Source organism: Candidatus Marimicrobium litorale (assembly GCF_026262645.1).
GTDB lineage: Bacteria > Pseudomonadota > Gammaproteobacteria > Pseudomonadales > Halieaceae > Marimicrobium > Marimicrobium litorale.
Map to the genome: position 1 here is coordinate 2276285 of NZ_SHNO01000001.1, position 17625 is coordinate 2293909.

General features: G+C 57.0%; 14 protein-coding genes. 7 read left to right on the forward strand and 7 right to left on the reverse strand.

The genetic code is table 11. From position 1 onward, the window contains the following. Positions 1 to 36: 36 nt before the first annotated feature. The 7 genes from EYC82_RS10190 (at position 37) to acs (ending at position 8711) form a co-directional block, all read left to right on the forward strand. Positions 37 to 1470, forward strand: a complete 1434-nt coding sequence (locus tag EYC82_RS10190) for a sigma-54-dependent transcriptional regulator (protein WP_279249424.1) — start codon at positions 37 to 39, stop codon at positions 1468 to 1470. Between the two features lie 564 nt (positions 1471 to 2034). Next, positions 2035 to 3336 (forward strand): polynucleotide adenylyltransferase PcnB, encoded by a 1302-nt coding sequence (gene pcnB, locus EYC82_RS10195; protein ID WP_279249425.1) that lies wholly within the window; start codon positions 2035 to 2037, stop codon positions 3334 to 3336. Then, positions 3333 to 3848 carry a 2-amino-4-hydroxy-6-hydroxymethyldihydropteridine diphosphokinase gene (gene folK / locus EYC82_RS10200; protein WP_279249426.1) on the forward strand — a complete coding sequence of 172 codons (516 nt, stop codon included), beginning with the start codon at positions 3333 to 3335 and terminating at the stop codon, positions 3846 to 3848. Before pcnB ends, folK begins: the two co-directional genes overlap by 4 nt. Positions 3849 to 3863: 15 nt before the next feature. Continuing rightward, positions 3864 to 4547, forward strand: coding sequence for a deoxynucleoside kinase (locus EYC82_RS10205; protein ID WP_279249427.1), 684 nt, complete (start codon positions 3864 to 3866; stop codon positions 4545 to 4547). 53 nt (positions 4548 to 4600) lie between these two features. Continuing rightward, positions 4601 to 5392, forward strand: a complete 792-nt coding sequence (panB, locus tag EYC82_RS10210; RefSeq protein ID WP_279249428.1) for a 3-methyl-2-oxobutanoate hydroxymethyltransferase — start codon at positions 4601 to 4603, stop codon at positions 5390 to 5392. 334 nt (positions 5393 to 5726) lie between these two features. Further along, positions 5727 to 6614 carry a pantoate--beta-alanine ligase gene (gene panC / locus EYC82_RS10215; protein WP_279250686.1) on the forward strand — a complete coding sequence of 296 codons (888 nt, stop codon included), beginning with the start codon at positions 5727 to 5729 and terminating at the stop codon, positions 6612 to 6614. 165 nt (positions 6615 to 6779) lie between these two features. Next, entirely contained in the window at positions 6780 to 8711 is a 1932-nt protein-coding gene (gene acs / locus EYC82_RS10220) for an acetate--CoA ligase (RefSeq protein WP_279249429.1), read from the forward strand. A 232-nt stretch (positions 8712 to 8943) separates the two neighbouring features. Here the strand turns inward: acs and pnp are convergent, their stop codons facing one another. The 7 genes from pnp to rimP all read right to left on the reverse strand — a co-directional run bounded on the left by pnp (position 8944) and on the right by rimP (position 17577). Next, positions 8944 to 11064: a polyribonucleotide nucleotidyltransferase gene (gene pnp / locus EYC82_RS10225; protein ID WP_279249430.1), complete on the reverse strand. Its 2121-nt coding sequence runs from the start codon at positions 11062 to 11064 to the stop codon at positions 8944 to 8946. Positions 11065 to 11168: 104 nt separating this feature from the next. Beyond that, entirely contained in the window at positions 11169 to 11438 is a 270-nt protein-coding gene (gene rpsO, locus EYC82_RS10230) for a 30S ribosomal protein S15 (RefSeq protein ID WP_279249431.1), read from the reverse strand. Positions 11439 to 11601: 163 nt separating this feature from the next. After that, a complete protein-coding gene (gene truB, locus EYC82_RS10235; protein ID WP_279249432.1) occupies positions 11602 to 12528 on the reverse strand; it encodes a tRNA pseudouridine(55) synthase TruB in 927 nt (308 codons plus the stop codon). Between the two features lie 2 nt (positions 12529 to 12530). Beyond that, complete coding sequence (gene rbfA, locus EYC82_RS10240; protein ID WP_279249433.1) at positions 12531 to 12911, reverse strand: 30S ribosome-binding factor RbfA; 381 nt, start codon at positions 12909 to 12911, stop codon at positions 12531 to 12533. A gap of 24 nt (positions 12912 to 12935) precedes the next feature. Next, the gene (gene infB / locus EYC82_RS10245; RefSeq protein ID WP_279249434.1) at positions 12936 to 15539 is read right to left on the reverse strand and encodes a translation initiation factor IF-2; all 2604 of its coding nucleotides are present in this window, start codon (positions 15537 to 15539) and stop codon (positions 12936 to 12938) included. A gap of 49 nt (positions 15540 to 15588) precedes the next feature. After that, a complete protein-coding gene (nusA, locus tag EYC82_RS10250; protein WP_279249435.1) occupies positions 15589 to 17091 on the reverse strand; it encodes a transcription termination factor NusA in 1503 nt (500 codons plus the stop codon). A 30-nt stretch (positions 17092 to 17121) separates the two neighbouring features. Next, positions 17122 to 17577, reverse strand: a complete 456-nt coding sequence (rimP, locus tag EYC82_RS10255; RefSeq protein WP_279249436.1) for a ribosome maturation factor RimP — start codon at positions 17575 to 17577, stop codon at positions 17122 to 17124. Positions 17578 to 17625: the final 48 nt, after the last annotated feature.

The following is a 17625-nucleotide window of genomic DNA, read 5'->3' on the forward strand; positions in this document are numbered from 1 at the left end:
GTATGTTGGGGAGATGCTTTCCAGAGGTAACACTGCATGAGCACGATTCTCGTCGTTGAGGACGAATCCGTAATCCGCGTCGCACTGCGCCGACTGTTGGAGCGCCATGACTACGAGGTGAGTGAGGCTGGCTCGGTCCAAGAGGCCGAACAAAACCATGATCTGGCCTCATTTGATCTGGTTATCAGTGACTTGCGCTTGCCGGGCGCGCCCGGCACAGACCTCATCCAAAAGGCCGGTGAAGTGCCCGTCCTGATTATGACCAGCTATGCAAGCCTGCGCTCGGCGGTAGATTCCATGCGCATGGGCGCGGTCGACTACATCGCCAAGCCCTTTGACCACGGCGATATGGTCAGCGCGGTACAACGAATTATCGCGGACCACCCCACCGACCATGCTGTCAAGACGGACGCGGTGCAAGAGTCGGCAAAACCGGCCGTCAATGAAACCGGCATGGTGGGCAATTGTCCTGCCATACTGACTTTGCTGGCGCATATCGAGCGGGTGGCGCCCACCGACTCTACCGTACTGATTCAGGGTGAAACGGGCACCGGCAAAGAACTTGTGGCTCGCAGTGTGCACCAGGGCAGTCGCCGGGCCGACAAGATGATGATTTCGGTCAACTGTGCGGCCATCCCCGATACCCTGATTGAATCTGAGTTATTTGGCTACGAAAAGGGCGCTTTCACTGGCGCCAATGCCAGCCGCATGGGGTTGATCGAAGCGGCCGACGGCAGCACCCTGTTTCTCGACGAAATCGGCGAGTTGCCCATGGAAGCCCAGGCACGGTTATTGCGCTTTATCCAGGAGGGTGAGATCCGCCGGATCGGGTCCGTGCACTCGCGCAAAGTCAACGTTCGCCTTGTTTGTGCGACTCACCGTCATCTGCAGAGCCTGTCCGCTGAAGGCCGGTTCCGACAGGACCTGTTTTACCGGATCAATGTCCTGCAACTGACACTGCCGCCGCTGCGGGACCGGGGCAAGGACATTCTGCAGCTGGCAGAGCGCATGGTGCGTGAGCAGTCCGAGCGCCTCGGACGCCCTCGCATGCACCTGTCGCCAAAAGCCATTCAGGCCATCACCACCTACCAATGGCCAGGCAATGTCCGAGAACTGGAACATGCCATTGAACGGGCCGTCATTCTGTCGGACAGCGACGAAATCGACAACACAGCGCTGGCCATAGATTTGGAGCTGGTCAATATCAACCGTATCAGGGGTGAGCAGGTCAGTATCGCAGGCGAAACCGCCAAACCGGCCTCCCGTGAGCCTCAGGAGGACCTCTCGCTCGAGGATTATTTCCAACGTTTTGTGTTGGAACACCAGGATTCCATGAGCGAGACGGAACTGGCACAAAAGCTGGGCGTAAGCCGCAAATGCCTGTGGGAACGCCGCCAGCGTTTCGGCATTCCGCGCAACAAGAGCAATACCAATACACGGGGTAAAATCGCCTCCGCACAGGGCAAATAGGCGTTACCCTGCAGCGCGACGACTCACTAATAGGGGTAATTCGGTAACGTTACCCCGGAAAAACCGTATCCAGCAGACACTATTAAAAACCTATCTCTCTGTTTTTAATGGGAATTATAAAGTTGGCACAATAAATGCTTTATCTCCCCCGGTACGAAAAATAATAATAATCGCTACCCGAATAAAAATAACAGCGCTGCACTATGGACCTGGATGGGGGAAGATTTCTTCCCCACATTTTCCATTTAGCTCATTTTCACGCCTCCGACTGGCGCATTACTGCCGATACCGTTGGGGGCGATCTGCGAGCAACAATGCTTAACCCTCGCAGACACTGGGCATTACTGTACACCCGTGGTTGTACTTGCCTAACAATAAAATACATGGAAATAAGAATAATCGATGGCGTGAGACCTGGATGGGGAGAACTCTGTTTTCCCCATCATTCATCCCCTCCCTGCCATGCATTATCCAAGCGGGCGCGCCATTGGCTTTGCAGCAAGTCCCTGCCCTTCTATGATAAGCTGCGTATCGGTTGAACACCCTCAACAGGTTTAAATCCGCTTGAATATCATCCCCCGGGATCAGCACTGCATCTCCCGTAAACACATCAGCGACAGCGCCCTGAAAGTAATGTCGCGCCTGCGCAAGGGAGGCTTCCAGGCCTACCTCGTCGGCGGCGCGGTGCGCGATCTGCTGCGGGGAGCACACCCAAAGGATTTCGACGTCGCCACGGATGCCACTCCAGAAGCAGTCAACGAGCTGTTTCGCAATTCACGCATCATCGGTCGCCGCTTTCGTATAGTGCACGTGCGGTTTGGGCGAGAGATCATTGAAGTGACCACTTTCCGCGGGCATCACGACAGCACACCGGATACCGCGCAGAGCAAAGGTGCCAGCAAGCACCATTCACAGCAATCCGCCAGCGGATTGCTGTTGCGCGATAACGTCTACGGCACTCTGGCCGAGGATGCAGCGCGGCGCGACCTGACCATTAACGCGCTCTATTACGATTCGGAAAAGTTCGAGGTATTCGACCAGGTCGACGGCCTTGAGGACATGGCACAACAGCAGATTCGTATCATCGGCGACCCCGACCAACGCTATACCGAAGATCCCGTGCGCATGCTGCGTGTGCTGCGATTTGCCGCCAAACTGTCCTTCGGCATTGCGCCGGACACCGCAGCGGCAATCCCGCGATGTGCGCATCTGTTGGAGCAAATTCCCTCGGCCCGCCTGTTCGACGAATTCCTGAAGCTGTTTCTTGGCGGGTACGCGGCCGCAACACTGGACCAACTGATCCAGCACGATTTGCTGCGTTACCTGTTCCCCGAGACCTGCATCGCCCTTGAGGAACACCCTACCGGTCAGGCTCTGGTAGAGGCCGCAATGGTTAGCACAGACGTCCGTATCGCGGCAGACAAACCGGTCACGCCCGCGTTTATTCTGGCGGCGTTGCTGTGGCCTGTGGTCGATAACGCGTTCCAGCGGCGCAAGGCGGGTGATGAGCCCCCCATGGTCGCCATTCATGGGGCGGGCCAGGATGCCATTTCGGCCGCTGCGCAGCATCTGTCTATTCCGAGAAGATTCAGCCAACCCATGCGGGAAATCTGGGAGTTCCAATTGCGCCTGCAGCGCAAAACCGGCCGCAAGGCGTTAGAACTGCTGGAGCACAGGCGGTTTCGCGCGGCCTATGATTTTCTCCTGCTGCGGGAGCAGGCCGGCGAGGAAACCGATGGACTCGGCCCGTGGTGGACAGAGGTTCAGACGCTGTCTAAACCAGAGCGAGAGGAGAAAATGGCATCAAAGGGCCGCCGAAACCGCCCCGGTCGCAACCGGACGCAACGTCCAAAGCACACGGAATGATCCCGGCTTACATCGCCCTGGGCAGCAATCTGGGCCATCCGTTATCTCAGCTACGCACCGCACTTGCCAGCCTGGCAGCACTGCCCCTTACAGAACTGAAAAGCGTTTCAAGCGGCTGGCGCAGCGCTGCCGTGGGACCCGGCGAGCAACCAGACTACCTCAATGCGGTTGCCATGATTATGACGGAGCTCGCACCTCACGCCTTGTTGCAAGAGCTACAGCACATCGAGGCAGCACAGGGTCGCGAGCGCACCGAACACTGGGGACCGCGGACGCTGGATCTGGATATTCTGCTGTATGGCGATCGGGTGATCAGCACCGCGCAGCTCACTGTTCCGCATCCCCGCATGGCAGAGCGCAATTTTGTTCTGTACCCTCTGCGCGAAATCAGCAACACTAACCTGCTGCCAAACGGCATGGAGATTGATGCCCTGCTGCGGGAATGCCCCGCTAACGGGCTGGAAAAAACCGCACTACCGCTGCGGGACGCGCATTTTCCAGAGAACAGGTAACCCACAGGGACACGTGTGATTGCAAGCAACCAGGCTATCAGCGTCGAGCTAAAAGGACGCACACCGCCCTCTTTCATCGCGGTTGAGGGCTCGATTGGCGTGGGCAAAACCACGCTGGCCCACAAACTGGCTGCAAGCTTCGACTGTGCCACCTTGCTGGAGGACGCAGAGGAGAATCCGTTTCTGGAACGTTTCTATAACAACCGGGAGCAGGCGGCCCTCGCCACTCAGCTATTTTTCCTGTTCCAGCGTGCGCAAAAAATTCAGGATTTACGCCAGGCCGATATTTTCGCTCCAGACAGGGTCGCAGATTTCCTGATCGACAAGGACCCCTTGTTCGCTCGCATCAACCTGGACGCAGATGAGTACCAGCTGTACGAAAAGGTCTACCAACAACTGACCATTGATGCGCCCCGTCCAGATCTGGTGCTGTACCTGCAGGCACCCACCGATGTGCTGCTTTCGCGCATCGAAAACCGCGGGCTGGCCATGGAAAAGGGTATCAACCGGGACTATCTGGAGCGCCTCAACGAAGTGTACAGCGAGTTCTTTCTGTACTACGATGATGCCCCGTTGTTAATCGTTAACGCCAGTGAGATCGACCTCGCCAACAGTGTCGCCGATTACCGGGACCTGGTGGATTACATGCTCGACATTCGCAGCGGTCGCCACTATTTCAATCCCACGTTTTTCAGATAGTATTGCGCCCCTGAGGTCTTCAATACCGGTAACCAGCGCACAGGACTGCAACCATGGGCAAGATCACCATAAGCACCCTGGATAAGATGAAGGCAGCGGACGAAAAGTTCGTCTGTATCACTGCCTACGATGCTACCTTTTCCAGGCTTATCAGCGATACCGGCGCCGAAATCATACTGGTGGGAGACTCACTGGGTATGGTTCTGCAAGGCCACGACAGTACGATCCCTGTGACAATCGCAGACATGGCCTACCACACAGAGAGTGTCTGCCGCGCTAATCCCCGCTCGCTGGTCATCGCCGACATGCCCTTCATGAGCTACACCACTACAGAGCAGGCAATGGAGAATGCCACTCACCTTATGCAGGCCGGGGCACACATGGTCAAGATGGAGGGTGGCGCGTGGCTATCGGATACCATTAGCAGCCTGGTCGAGCGCGGTATACCGGTGTGCGCCCATTTGGGCCTCACACCGCAGTCGGTTAACGCCTTTGGCGGCTTCAAGGTACAGGGCCGCACACCCAAGGAGGCCAAATCAATCCGGGCGGAGGCGGTGGAAATCCAGGACGCCGGTGCCAGCCTGCTGGTACTGGAATGCATTCCCTCCAACCTGGCGGCGGATATCAGCAAGAATCTCGACATTCCCGTGATCGGTATTGGCGCCGGACGGGACACGGACGGGCAAGTCCTGGTCATGCACGATCTGCTGGGCCTGTCGACACATACCCCGCGCTTTGTGCAGAATTTTATGGCCGGTCAATCCAGTGTCGCCGGCGGTCTGCAGGCTTTTGTCGACGCGGTTAAATCGGGCGCATACCCCGCCGAAGAACATACCTACTCCTGACCAAGGGCGCCCAGAGGGTGGGCATCGTTACACACCTGGACGCCGCCACATTATCCCCAACCTCTTTAACATGCCTCAACAGGGCGTGCTTCTCTAGAGTTAGGAGCCCCAAGAGTAAGTCAGTGCTCACTATTAATAATTTTTCCCGGCAATATATACAACCCCGCTTTGCTTCTTTTGGTAACAAACAGTGTGAATTTTCCGCATAAAGCCGTTGCTGGCCGCAAAGTGTTGGGGCATACTCGCAGCAAGTCTGGAATTGAGCCTACGGTTCATTCCGGTAAACCTTGATGTGTTTAGCGTCACCAGTGCGCCCGAAGGGGATCAGGTAGACATGCGAACCTACAACAGCACCGCAGCACTAAAACCGGCGCTTGCAGCCTTCCGCGGACAGGCGCAGACCATCGCCTTTGTGCCGACCATGGGCAACCTGCACGAGGGCCATCTGGACCTGGTGCGAAAGGCCCGAACACTCTGCGATATCGTCGTGGTCAGTGTCTTTGTAAACCCCCTGCAATTCGGCCCCAACGAAGATCTCGACGCCTATCCCCGCACGCTTCTTGCTGACAAGGAGAAACTCTTCGCTGAGGGTGTACAGGTGCTTTTCGCACCCGGTGTGAATGATGTGTACCCGCAGGGCATGGACGCACAAACTCTGGTGCATGTGCCTGAGTTGGGGGACACGCTCTGCGGCAGCCGCCGCCCGGGACATTTTGACGGTGTGACTACGGTCGTAAGCAAGCTATTCAACATGGTGCAGCCTGACGTGGCGTTGTTTGGCGAGAAGGATTTCCAGCAGTTGTCCATTGTGCGGAAAATGGTCACCGATCTCTGTATGCCCATTGAAATCATTGGTGTGGTCACGACGCGGGACGAGGACGGCCTCGCGAAAAGTTCACGTAATGGCTACCTTTCGCTGCAACACCGCCGTATTGCGCCAACACTGAATCAGACACTCAATGAGTGCCGCGAGGCCATCGCCTGCGGGTTCGATAATTTCTTGCAACTGGAATCTCACGCGCGACTGCGCTTGCTGCAGGCGGGGTTTGAGACCGACTACTTCACCGTGCGCGACGCACGCACTCTGAAGGCGGTTACAGATAGCACCGAGGAGGTGGCTATTCTCGCCGCCGCCCGGTTGGGTGAGACCCGTTTGATTGACAACGTCCGGCTCGTTCTCAACCCAATTTCCGATTGGGGCATGCTCGCAGACGGGCGCTAGACGGCCCGATTCTTACCTGCTCCCTGCCCGCGCCACTCTCGCAGATTTGGTATCGCAGCGCTTATTGCGCATCAACACCACCTGGCTTTTTCGCCACCAAGGTTGCAACACATCCCGCGCAACGTATTATCTTTGTTCCAAATAACGAGATAAGGAAAGGGCATCATGTCTGAATCCACCACCCGCCCCGTGCCCGACAATTTCCGCGATGCACACATTAATGCCGACAGTTATCAGGCGTTGTACCAACGCTCTTTAGCCGATCCGGACAGCTTTTGGGCAGAGATGGCGACCGAGTTCCTTACCTGGGACAAGCCATGGGACAGCGTGCGCAATTACGATTTTGTTGCGGGCGTCGCTGAATGGTTCAGCGGAGGCAAACTGAACGTCAGCTATAACTGTATCGACAGGCACCTGCCGCAGCGCGCCAGCCAGACAGCCTTAATCTGGGAGGGAGACGACCCTGGCGATGACCAACGTATTACTTACGCCGAATTGAAAGACCATGTTTGCCGACTCGCCAATGTTTTGAAATCACGAGGGGTGCGCAAGGGCGATCGAGTCTGTCTCTATATGCCCATGATTCCCGAGGCTGCCTATGCCATGCTGGCCTGCGCCCGCATCGGCGCGGTTCACTCTGTGGTATTCGGAGGCTTTTCGCCCGAGGCATTGAAAGACCGCATCCTTGACTCCGATTGCCAGACCCTGATCACCGCCGACGAGGGCGTGCGCGGCGGAAAAAATATTCCTCTGAAAGCGAATGCGGACAAAGCACTTTCGGCGTGCCCCAATGTACACACATGCCTGGTGGTAAAACGCACGGGCGGCAACACCGCCTGGCACGACGGGCGCGACGTCTGGTATCACGATCTTGTACCCGGCGCAGACGCGGAATGCGCAGCCGAGTCCATGGGGTCGGAAGACCCACTATTCATTCTCTATACCTCCGGCTCCACCGGCAAGCCCAAGGGTGTCCTTCACACCACGGGTGGTTACCTGCTACAGGCCGCCATGACCTTTAAGTACACCTTTGACTACCGCGATGGCGATATCTACTGGTGCACCGCGGACGTAGGATGGGTTACAGGCCACACCTATATTCTTTATGGCCCGCTGGCCAACGGCGCCATTTCCGTGATGTTTGAAGGCGTCCCCACGTATCCGGATGCGGCGCGCTGCTGGGAGGTGATAGACAAGCACAAGGTGAATATCTTTTATACCGCGCCCACTGCGATACGTGCCCTGCAGGCCCTCGGTGACGAGCCTGTCACGCGCTGCTCCAGAGCCTCGCTGAAATTGCTGGGCACGGTGGGTGAACCAATCAATCCAGAGGCCTGGGAGTGGTACTACAACGTGGTGGGCGAGCAGCGCTGTCCGATTGTGGACACCTGGTGGCAAACCGAGACGGGAGGCCATATGATCACCCCCCTACCCGGCGCGACCGACTTGAAACCCGGCTCTGCCTCGCGCCCGTTTTTCGGCGTGGAGCTCGCCCTGCTCAATGAACAGGGCGAGCAGATTGAGGGCGCTGGCGCTGGCTACCTGGTCATAAAATCATCCTGGCCCGGACAGATTCGCTCCGTCTACGGTGATCATCAGCGCATGATAGACACTTATTTCAGCCAATATCCTGGCTACTATTTTACCGGAGACGGCGCGAGGCGCGACGAGGACGGCTATTACTGGATCACGGGGCGGGTAGACGACGTACTCAACGTGTCCGGACACCGCATGGGCACGGCGGAGGTCGAGAGCGCGCTGGTGCTGCACGACGAAATCGCGGAGGCCGCCGTTGTCGGCTTCCCCCACGACATCAAGGGACAGGGCATCTACGCCTATGTGACACCGATGCAGGGTACAGAGCCCAGCGATACCCTGCGAGACGAGCTTATCGCCCTGTGTGTGCAGGCAATCGGCCCCATTGCCAAACCCGATATTATTCAGTGGGCGCCCGGGCTGCCGAAAACGCGCTCCGGTAAAATCATGCGCAGAATACTGCGCAAGATCGCCGAGAACGAGCTGGACAGCCTGGGCGATACCAGCACATTGGCAGACCCTTCAGTGGTGGAAAGCCTGGTGGCCAATAGACCATCCTGAGTCTGTGGATCGACCCGATAAACGTGCCGGAATGAAACGGAGAGGGCGCAAAAAAAGCGCCCATTACGCAAACTTGACGGCACACCCGCAACCTCCGGCACCCGACCCGAGGCAGCAGATAAAACCGCCTCAGGAAGACCCCTGCCTTAAACCCGTAGCCTTCTTTTCAGACGAAAAAAAAGGAGGGTCCTGACGGACCCTCCCTTGATCTTTACGGGATTGAAGCCGTGCCTTACTCGGCTGCTTCCGCCGCATTACCGGAAGGCGCCTCGTCCTCAAGCAGCTCTTTGATAGACAGCTTGATACGACCACGCTGGTCTACGTCCAGCACTTTCACACGCACCTCCTCGCCTTCACTCAGATGGTCTGTCACATTTTCTACCCGCTCATTGGCGATCTGGGAGATGTGCACCAGTCCGTCCTTACCAGGCAAAATATTGACAAAAGCACCGAAGTCGACGATGCGTGCCACCGTACCGGTATACACCGCACCCACTTCAGCCTCCGCAGTGATTTCCTCGACCATGGCGACAGCGGCATCACGCGATGCCTGATCCGGGCCAAAAATACGCACCGTGCCGTCATCTTCGACGTCAACTGTCGCACCGGACTGTTCGGTAATAGAGCGAATAGTGGCACCGCCCTTGCCGATGATGTCACGGATTTTGTCGGAATCGACCTTCAGGGTCATCATGCTTGGCGCATTCTCAGAGGTGACTTGGCGCGCTTGCGGCAGCACCTCATTCATCTGCCCGAGAATATGCAGACGCGCAACCTTGGCCTGCTCCAGTGCCACTTCCATGATCTGCTCGTTGATCCCTTCAATCTTGATGTCCATCTGCAGCGCGGTAACACCCTCGGCCGTACCGGCCACTTTGAAATCCATGTCACCGAGGTGATCCTCATCGCCCAGGATGTCAGTCAGGACTGCAAACTGGTTGCCTTCCTTGACCAGACCCATTGCAATCCCTGCAACCGGCGCTTTCAGAGGCACGCCTGCTGCCATGAGGCCAAGAGAGCCGACACATACGGAGGCCATAGAACTCGATCCATTGGATTCGGTAATCTCAGAAACCACGCGAATGGTGTAAGGGAACTCTTCCTGATTAGGCAAAACAGCTGCAAGACCACGACGGGCGAGGCGACCGTGTCCAACCTCACGGCGACCGGTGAAGCCTACGCGGCCAGCCTCACCCACTGAATAAGGAGGGAAATTATAGTGCAACATAAACGGGTCGCGACGCGATCCTTCCAGTGCATCGATGATCTGGGCGTCTCGGGTTGAACCGAGCGTTACCGCACCGATAGCCTGAGTTTCACCCCGTGTAAAGAGTGCGCTGCCATGTACTTTAGCCAGCACATCCACTTCACAGGCAATCTGCCGCACGGTGCGGTTATCGCGCCCATCGATACGCGCTTCACCAGACAGAATACGCTTGCGCACGAGCCCTTTCTCGATTTTCTTGAAGATATCCTTAACGTCGTCTGCGGTAGGGCCGCCTTCACTGACCAGGGCCTTCATCGCCGCATCGCGGATCTCTCCCACTCGCTCATAGCGGGCTGCCTTCTCAGTAATGCGGTACGCCTCACCGAGATCGGCCTTCACCTGCTCTTCGACCGAGGCCAGCAGCGCTTCGTTGACTGGCTCAGCTTCCCATTCCCAGCGCGGCTTACCCGCTTCTTCTACCAGTTCTTGAATCGCCTGAATAACGGCCTGCATCTCCTGATGGGCAAACAGTACCGCACCGAGCATCTGATCTTCGGAAAGCTCCTCGGCCTGAGACTCCACCATCAACACAGCGTCCTTGGTACCCGCAACGATCATGTCCAGCTTGCTATCGGCAAGCTCATCGTAAGTCGGGTTGAGAATATACCCCTTGGCGTCGTTAAAACCGACGCGGGCACCGCCAATCGGCCCCTTGAAAGGGCAACCAGAGACAGCCAGCGCTGCAGAGGTTCCTATCATGGCGGGAATATCGGGATCGATGTGCTTATCCGCGGACATCACAGTACAGATCACCTGCACTTCGTTCATGAAACCATTCGGAAACAGCGGGCGAATGGGTCTATCGATCAGACGAGAGGTCAGGGTTTCTTTCTCACTGGGACGACCTTCCCGCTTGAAGAAACCGCCGGGTATCTTGCCCACGGAATAGGTTTTTTCAGTGTAGTGGACGGCCAGAGGGAAGAAGTCCCGACCCGGACGCTGCGTTTTTTCTGCGACTACGGTACACAGCACAGACGTGTTCTCGACTGTTACAAGAACGGCACCGCTCGCCTGACGGGCAATACGCCCGGTCTCCAGACTGACGGTCTGTCCGCCGTACTGGAATGTTTTGGTTACTGGATTCACGTTATTTCTCCAAATTCTTTATATGACACCGGGGCGTTCCCCTGAACCCCCGGCATGAATACCGCCTCAATTAACACCCCAACAAGGGCTTAACGGCATGGACCTTATCTACGCAGGCCAAGGCGCTTGATGAGTTCGCTGTAGCGTGTTGTATCTTTGCGGCGCAGATAATCCAGCAATTTTCGGCGCTGGTTTACCATACGGATCAAGCCGCGGCGCGAATGATGGTCTTTCAGGTGGGTTTGAAAATGCGCTTGCAGCTGTTCGATATTCGCTGTCAGCAGTGCGACCTGAACTTCCGGAGACCCGGTGTCTCCCTCACCTACCTGATACTCTTTTACTATCTCTGCTTTCTTTTCTACATTTAATGCCATTACTGCTTTCCTCTTTGAAAATCTGCCCCGGGCAAAATGATGCCCTTCGTTAAACAGCGAGCCTGACCGTGCAGATTTACAGACAGGTTCGTATCACCACCCTGTGGCGACAGGTTTTACCGCAACGCGACGGCATGCTGCCGAGCGCGCCGGGGGCCACTGACTAGTGGCCCACTACCAGACGACGCGGCGCCACGCGCCCATCATCCAATATTTCTCCTACACCGAGGAACTCCCCGGTCTCCAACGCGACGCGCACAATACCATCTCGCGGCGCATTTGGCACCATTACCGGTTGTCCCTGACGCATATAAAATCCCCCGGATTCGCTCAACTGCACAAGCGGTAGCTCACCCAGAGCCGCATCTGGCGGGGACAATAGCCCATCCATCTCACCGAGCTGCTCCCGCGCTTTCAAGGCCTCCAGGGTACCCAGCGAGTGGCTGTGTTCGAGACCAAAAGGACCCGCTTTGGTGCGGCGCAGCGCGCTCACATGCGCGCCACATCCCAGAGCTTTGCCCAGATCCTCTGCCAGCGAGCGCACGTAAGTGCCCTTACTGCATTCCAGATAAATATCCACTTCGGGCCTTTCGCCGCCTCGGAAGGCGTCGATACGCAGCGCGCTAATCACTACGCGACGGGCCTCACGCTCGACCTCTATGCCCTGCCGAGCCAGCTTGTACAGCGGCTGGCCATTTTGCTTGATGGCAGAATACATGGAGGGCACCTGCTCTATCTCACCTTCGAAGGCCCTCAGGGCCTGTGCCACGCCGGCCTCTGTAATGCCCTCAACACTGCGCTCTTGCAGAACCTCGCTGTCTGCATCTCCGCTAGCGGTGGCAACACCCAACACGAAGGTGCTTTGGTAGGCTTTGTCTGCGTCCAGCAAATACTGGGAAAACTTGGTCGCCTCGCCAAAACAGAGGGGCAACACGCCGGTCGCCAGGGGATCAAGGCTACCCGTATGACCTGCCTTGGCAGCAAAGTACAAATGCTTGGCCTTTTGCAGGGCCTGGTTAGAACTCAGACCCTGAGGCTTGTCCAGCACCAGGATGCCATCCACCGGCCGGCCACGCCGTCGCCTTGCCACCGTCAGTCCTCCGCCTCATGACGACCATCCGCACTAGCCGCGCGCTGGATCAAATCTTCCAAGTCCCTGCCACGACCAACACTGGAGTCAAAGTAAAACCGCAGCTGCGGCACACTGCGCATACTGCTGTCCCGGGACAGCTGGCTGCGAAGGAATCCCGCGGCCCGATTCAGAGCCTCGGTCGCCTCTGCAGCGTCATCGCTGGTATCACTGCCCAGAACCGTATAGTAGACCCGCGCGTGGCGGAGGTCGCGACTCACATCTACCCCCGTAACACTGACCATGCCGACCCTCGGATCGCGCATCTCACGCTGAATAAGGGAGGCAAGTTCGCGTTGCAGGTGGTCCGCCACCCGTTCGGTTCGGGCGTATTCCTTAGCCATTGGAAGTGCTCATAAGAATGCCGCTCACAGGGAGCGGGCAATCTCCTTGACCTCGAAGACCTCTATCAGGTCTCCCACTTTTACATCGGTGTAGTTCTTCACCCCGATGCCACATTCCATTCCGTTACGCACGTCGCTGGCGTCGTCCTTGAAGCGCCTCAAAGACTCCAGTTCGCCCTCGTAAATCACCACGCTATCACGCAGCACGCGAATGGGCTTGGAGCGGTATACTGTGCCCTCCGTCACCATACAGCCCGCGACCTGGCCAAACTTTGGCGAACGGAATACATCGCGCACCTCGGCGATGCCAACAATCTCTTCGCGCAGCTCAGGCGCAAGCATACCGGTAAGAGCCGCCTTCACATCGTCAATCAAGTCGTAAATGACGTTGTAATAACGCAAATCTACGGCCTCGCTCTCCACCAGCGCGCGAGCCGCGTTGTCGGCACGCACATTAAAGCCGAACACGACTGCACTGGACGTCACCGCAAGATTAATATCAGTCTCGGTAATACCACCAACCCCGCCGCTAACGATGTTCACTAACACCTCGTCATTGCCCAGATCCAGCAAGGCCGACTGAATCGCCTCCAGCGAACCACGCACATCGGCCTTGATCACCACGTTGAGGGATTTTTTATCCATCGCCGTCATGTTTTCAAACATGTTGTCGAGCTTGGCCGCCTGCTGACGCTGTAACTTGGTATTACGGCTCTTCTCCTGACGAAAGCCAGCTACTTCCCGAGCACGCTTCTCGCTTTCAACGACGGCAAAAATATCACCGGCTGCCGGTGTCGAATCCAACCCCAGAATCTCGACCGGAATACTCGGTCCGGCAGTGTCGATCGGCACAGCGTTCTCATCTAACATGGCACGCACCCGGCCAAACTGCAGGCCCGCCAGCACGATATCTCCCTTATTCAGAGTGCCGCTCTGCACGAGCAGCGAGGCGACAGGACCACGGCCCTTGTCCAGGCGCGATTCGATCACAATACCCTGTGCAGGCACATCCCGCGCAGCAGTCAATTCCAGCAATTCCGCCTGTAACAAAATGGCGTCTAGAAGTTCGGGAATACCCTCACCTGTTTGCGCTGAGACGTTGATAAACTGCACATCGCCACCCCAGTCCTCGGGAACGACTTCCTTGGCCGCCAGTTCACCCTTGATTTTTTCTACGTCGGCACCTTCCTTATCGATTTTATTCACCGCCACGATGATCGGCACACCCGCCGCCTGGGCGTGATTAACCGCCTCCTCGGTCTGGGGCATAACGCCGTCGTCGGCGGCCACCACAAGGATGACAATATCCGTACTTTTAGCACCCCGCGCCCGCATGGCGGTGAATGCCGCGTGACCCGGTGTATCCAGGAAAGACACCATGCCGTGATCGGTATCCACATGGTAGGCGCCAATGTGTTGAGTGATACCACCCGCCTCACCGTCGGCCACCTGGCTTTTTCGAATGTAATCCAGCAGCGAGGTCTTACCGTGGTCGACGTGACCCATCACTGTGACAACCGGAGCGCGAGACTCCTCGACACCTTCGTGCTGAGACAGGGTCTCTTCCAGGCTTTCCTCAAGCGCATCGGCGCTGACCAGCCTGACCGCATGACCAAGCTCTTCTACAATCAGCGTTGCGGTATCCTGATCGATCATCTGATTGATTGTCGCCATCACACCGAGCTTCATCAGCTCCTTGATGACAGCACCTGATTTCACTGACATCTGCTGCGCGAGATCAGCTACCGAGATGGTATCGAGCAACTCAACCTCAAGAATTTTCTGCTCTGTCGGCATCTCAAAACCATGTTTGGAGTGTTCCGCATGCGCTGACTTGAGCTTCTTGCGCCCGCCACGGCGACGCGTAATACCTGTTTCCGATTCGATATCTGCCAGCGAAAGGTTATGGCTACGCTGCTTTCCGCGACCGGAGGGCGCATTACGGGCCAGCTTGCTGCGGGGCTTGCGTCGGTCTTCACTTTTGGGCTCAGTGTTCGGCGCCTCATGCAGACGCTTGGGCCTCTTGGCACCGCTCTCTTTGGTGGTTTTGTTTTCTTCTACTGCCGCTTTGGCGTCGGCATCTGCCTTGCGTGCCTCAGCGGCGACCTGACGCTCCGCGGCCTCACGCTCTTCCTGCGCCTTACGACGAGAGGCGGCACGTTGACGAAGTACCTCTGGATCAAGATTTGATTCGTCCTCCTCCGGCTCTTCCACCACTGGCTCGGGCACTTCTGGCTCCGGCGGCGCAACCTCAGCGGACTCAGGCACTTCAATTTCTTCCGCTTCCAGCGCCTCAATATCCTCTTCAGGCAGCTCGTCGGGATTGTCCGGATCTCGTTTCACGTAAGTGCGCTTTTTACGCACTTCCACATTGACTGTTTTCCTGCCCTGAGACCCGGAGGTCCGCAATGTACTCAGCGTTTTGCGCTTAAGCGTGATGCGCTTGGGCGCGTCAGCGGGCTCACCGTGACTGCGCTTGAGGTGTTTCAGTAATGTCTGCTTATCTTCGTCAGACACAGCCTCTTCGGCCGCACTATGGGGCAGCCCCGCCTCTTTCATTTGCGTCAACAGCCGTTCTGCGGAAGCGCCTACCACTTCAGCGAGCTGTTGTACCGTCACTTGAGCCATTCAATACTCTCCTTGCAACCCTGTTTTCGTCATCCCGAAAAAGGGCCTGTTATTCTTCGGCCTCTGCCGCTTCGGCAAACCAAGGCGCTCTGGCGGTCATAATCAATTCACCGGCACGCTCTTCAGTCATATCCGGGATATCCATAAGATCATCAACGCCCTGTTCGGCGAGATCTTCCATCGTAACAATTGCGCGACCAGCGAGAATATAAGCGAGGTGGCGATCCATACCCTCCATCGTCAGCAGGTCTTCAGCCGGTTCATGCGAACCCAACTCTTCTTCTGAAGCAATTGCTGCCGTCAACAGGGCATCCTTCGCACGCGCCCGCAACTCTTCTGCAATTTCCTCATCGAAACCCTCAATCGTTGTCATCTCTTCCAACGGCACATAGGCCACTTCTTCCAGAGTGGTGAAGCCCTCCTCGACCAGAATTTCAGCCACGTCCTCGTCGATATCAAGGCTATCCATGAACACCTGTATCACCTGACCCGCCTCGGCCTCGTGCTTCTCGGCTGCATCCTCCAGACTCATGACATTGATCGTCCATCCCGTCAGCTGCGCCGCCAGGCGCACGTTCTGACCGGAACGACCAATGGCCTGCGCCAGGTTATCCTGGGATACCGCCACATCCATGGTGCCACTATCTTCGTCAACAACGATGGATTCGACTTCGGCGGGCGCCATGCCGTTGATCACCAACTGGGCGGGATTGTCGTCCCAAAGCACGATATCGACACGCTCATTGTCCAGCTCATTGGATACGGCCTGCACTCGAGAACCCCGCATGCCGACGCAGGCTCCAACCGGATCAATCCGCTGGTCGTTCGTCTTGACCGCGATCTTGGCGCGAGAACCAGGGTCGCGAGCCGCGGCGCGAATCTGGATGACTTCTTCAGCGATTTCCGGCACTTCGATTTTGAACAGCTCGATGAGCATTTCTGTGCAGGCACGGCTCAGAATCAGCTGGGGACCGCGGGATTCGGTGCTGATTTCCTTGAGGATGGCACGCACTCGATCGTTGACGCGAAATGTCTCACGACCGACAAGTTGTTCGCGCGGCAGCAGGCCTTCTGCATTGTTACCCAGATCGACGATGACATTATCACGGGTAACTTTCTTGACTGTCCCCGCCACCAGATCATTAACGCGATCTATGTATTGTTCCACCACCTGTGCACGCTCTGCATCGCGCACTCGCTGCACGATCACCTGCTTCGCCGTCTGCGCTGCAATACGCCCGAACTCCACGTTCTCGACATCGATCTCGTGAATATCACCCGGCTTGAGGTTGACATCCTCCTCGATCGCTTCCTCGGTAGTAAACTGGGTGCCCAGCAGTGCGACTTCGTCATCGGGCACCACCAGCCAGCGACGCTTGGAAACATAATCGCCCGTTGTGCGGTCAATAGTGACCTGGATATCTGCTTCTTCGTCATAACGCTTCTTGGTCGCTGTCGCCAGCGCCAATTCAATCGCCTCGAAAATAATGTCCTCGGACACTCCTTTCTCGTTGGACACCGCCTCAGCAACCAACAGAATTTCTTTATTCATCACTTGCATCACCCATTCCTTTACCGCGCTTTACACACGGACTTGCACTCGCGCCCGTTCAATTGTGCCGTGAGGTAGCAGGAACTCGTGGTCATCGACCTGCACCACGACGTCCTCGCCCTCAATCCCTTTCAATGTGCCCTTGTACTTCCGCCGGCCCTCATAAGGGCTGCGCAACCGCAAATCCAATGTCTCCCCAACATAGTTTTCATACTGAGCCAGGGTAAACAGGACACGGTCCATGCCCGGGGATGACACCTCCAGGGTGTACTCTCCCGTGACCGGATCTTCAACGTCCATCACGCCACCGACCTGCTCACTGACAGCGGCGCAATCATCAACGGTTATGCCTGCCGGGTTATCGATGTATACCCGCACCACACTGTGGCGGCCCTGAGACAGATACTCTGCACCCCAGAGCTCGTAGCCCATTGCGGTGACCGTGGGCTCCAGCAATTCCATAATCTGCTGACTCTTGCTTGCCACCGACGACCGTTCCTCCATGTACGAAAAAGCCCCTGAAAAGGGGCTTTC

Excerpts from the sequence above, each read along its gene's own strand:
- EYC82_RS10190 (WP_279249424.1), top strand. The coding sequence starts at position 37 with ATGAGCACGATTCTCGTCGTTGAGGACGAATCCGTAATCCGCGTCGCA.
- folK (WP_279249426.1), top strand. The coding sequence starts at position 3,333 with ATGATCCCGGCTTACATCGCCCTGGGCAGCAATCTGGGCCATCCGTTA.
- panB (WP_279249428.1), top strand. The coding sequence starts at position 4,601 with ATGGGCAAGATCACCATAAGCACCCTGGATAAGATGAAGGCAGCGGAC.
- panC (WP_279250686.1), top strand. The coding sequence starts at position 5,727 with ATGCGAACCTACAACAGCACCGCAGCACTAAAACCGGCGCTTGCAGCC.
- acs (WP_279249429.1), top strand. The coding sequence starts at position 6,780 with ATGTCTGAATCCACCACCCGCCCCGTGCCCGACAATTTCCGCGATGCA.
- rpsO (WP_279249431.1), bottom strand. The coding sequence starts at position 11,438 with ATGGCATTAAATGTAGAAAAGAAAGCAGAGATAGTAAAAGAGTATCAG.
- rbfA (WP_279249433.1), bottom strand. The coding sequence starts at position 12,911 with ATGGCTAAGGAATACGCCCGAACCGAACGGGTGGCGGACCACCTGCAA.
- infB (WP_279249434.1), bottom strand. The coding sequence starts at position 15,539 with ATGGCTCAAGTGACGGTACAACAGCTCGCTGAAGTGGTAGGCGCTTCC.
- nusA (WP_279249435.1), bottom strand. The coding sequence starts at position 17,091 with ATGAATAAAGAAATTCTGTTGGTTGCTGAGGCGGTGTCCAACGAGAAA.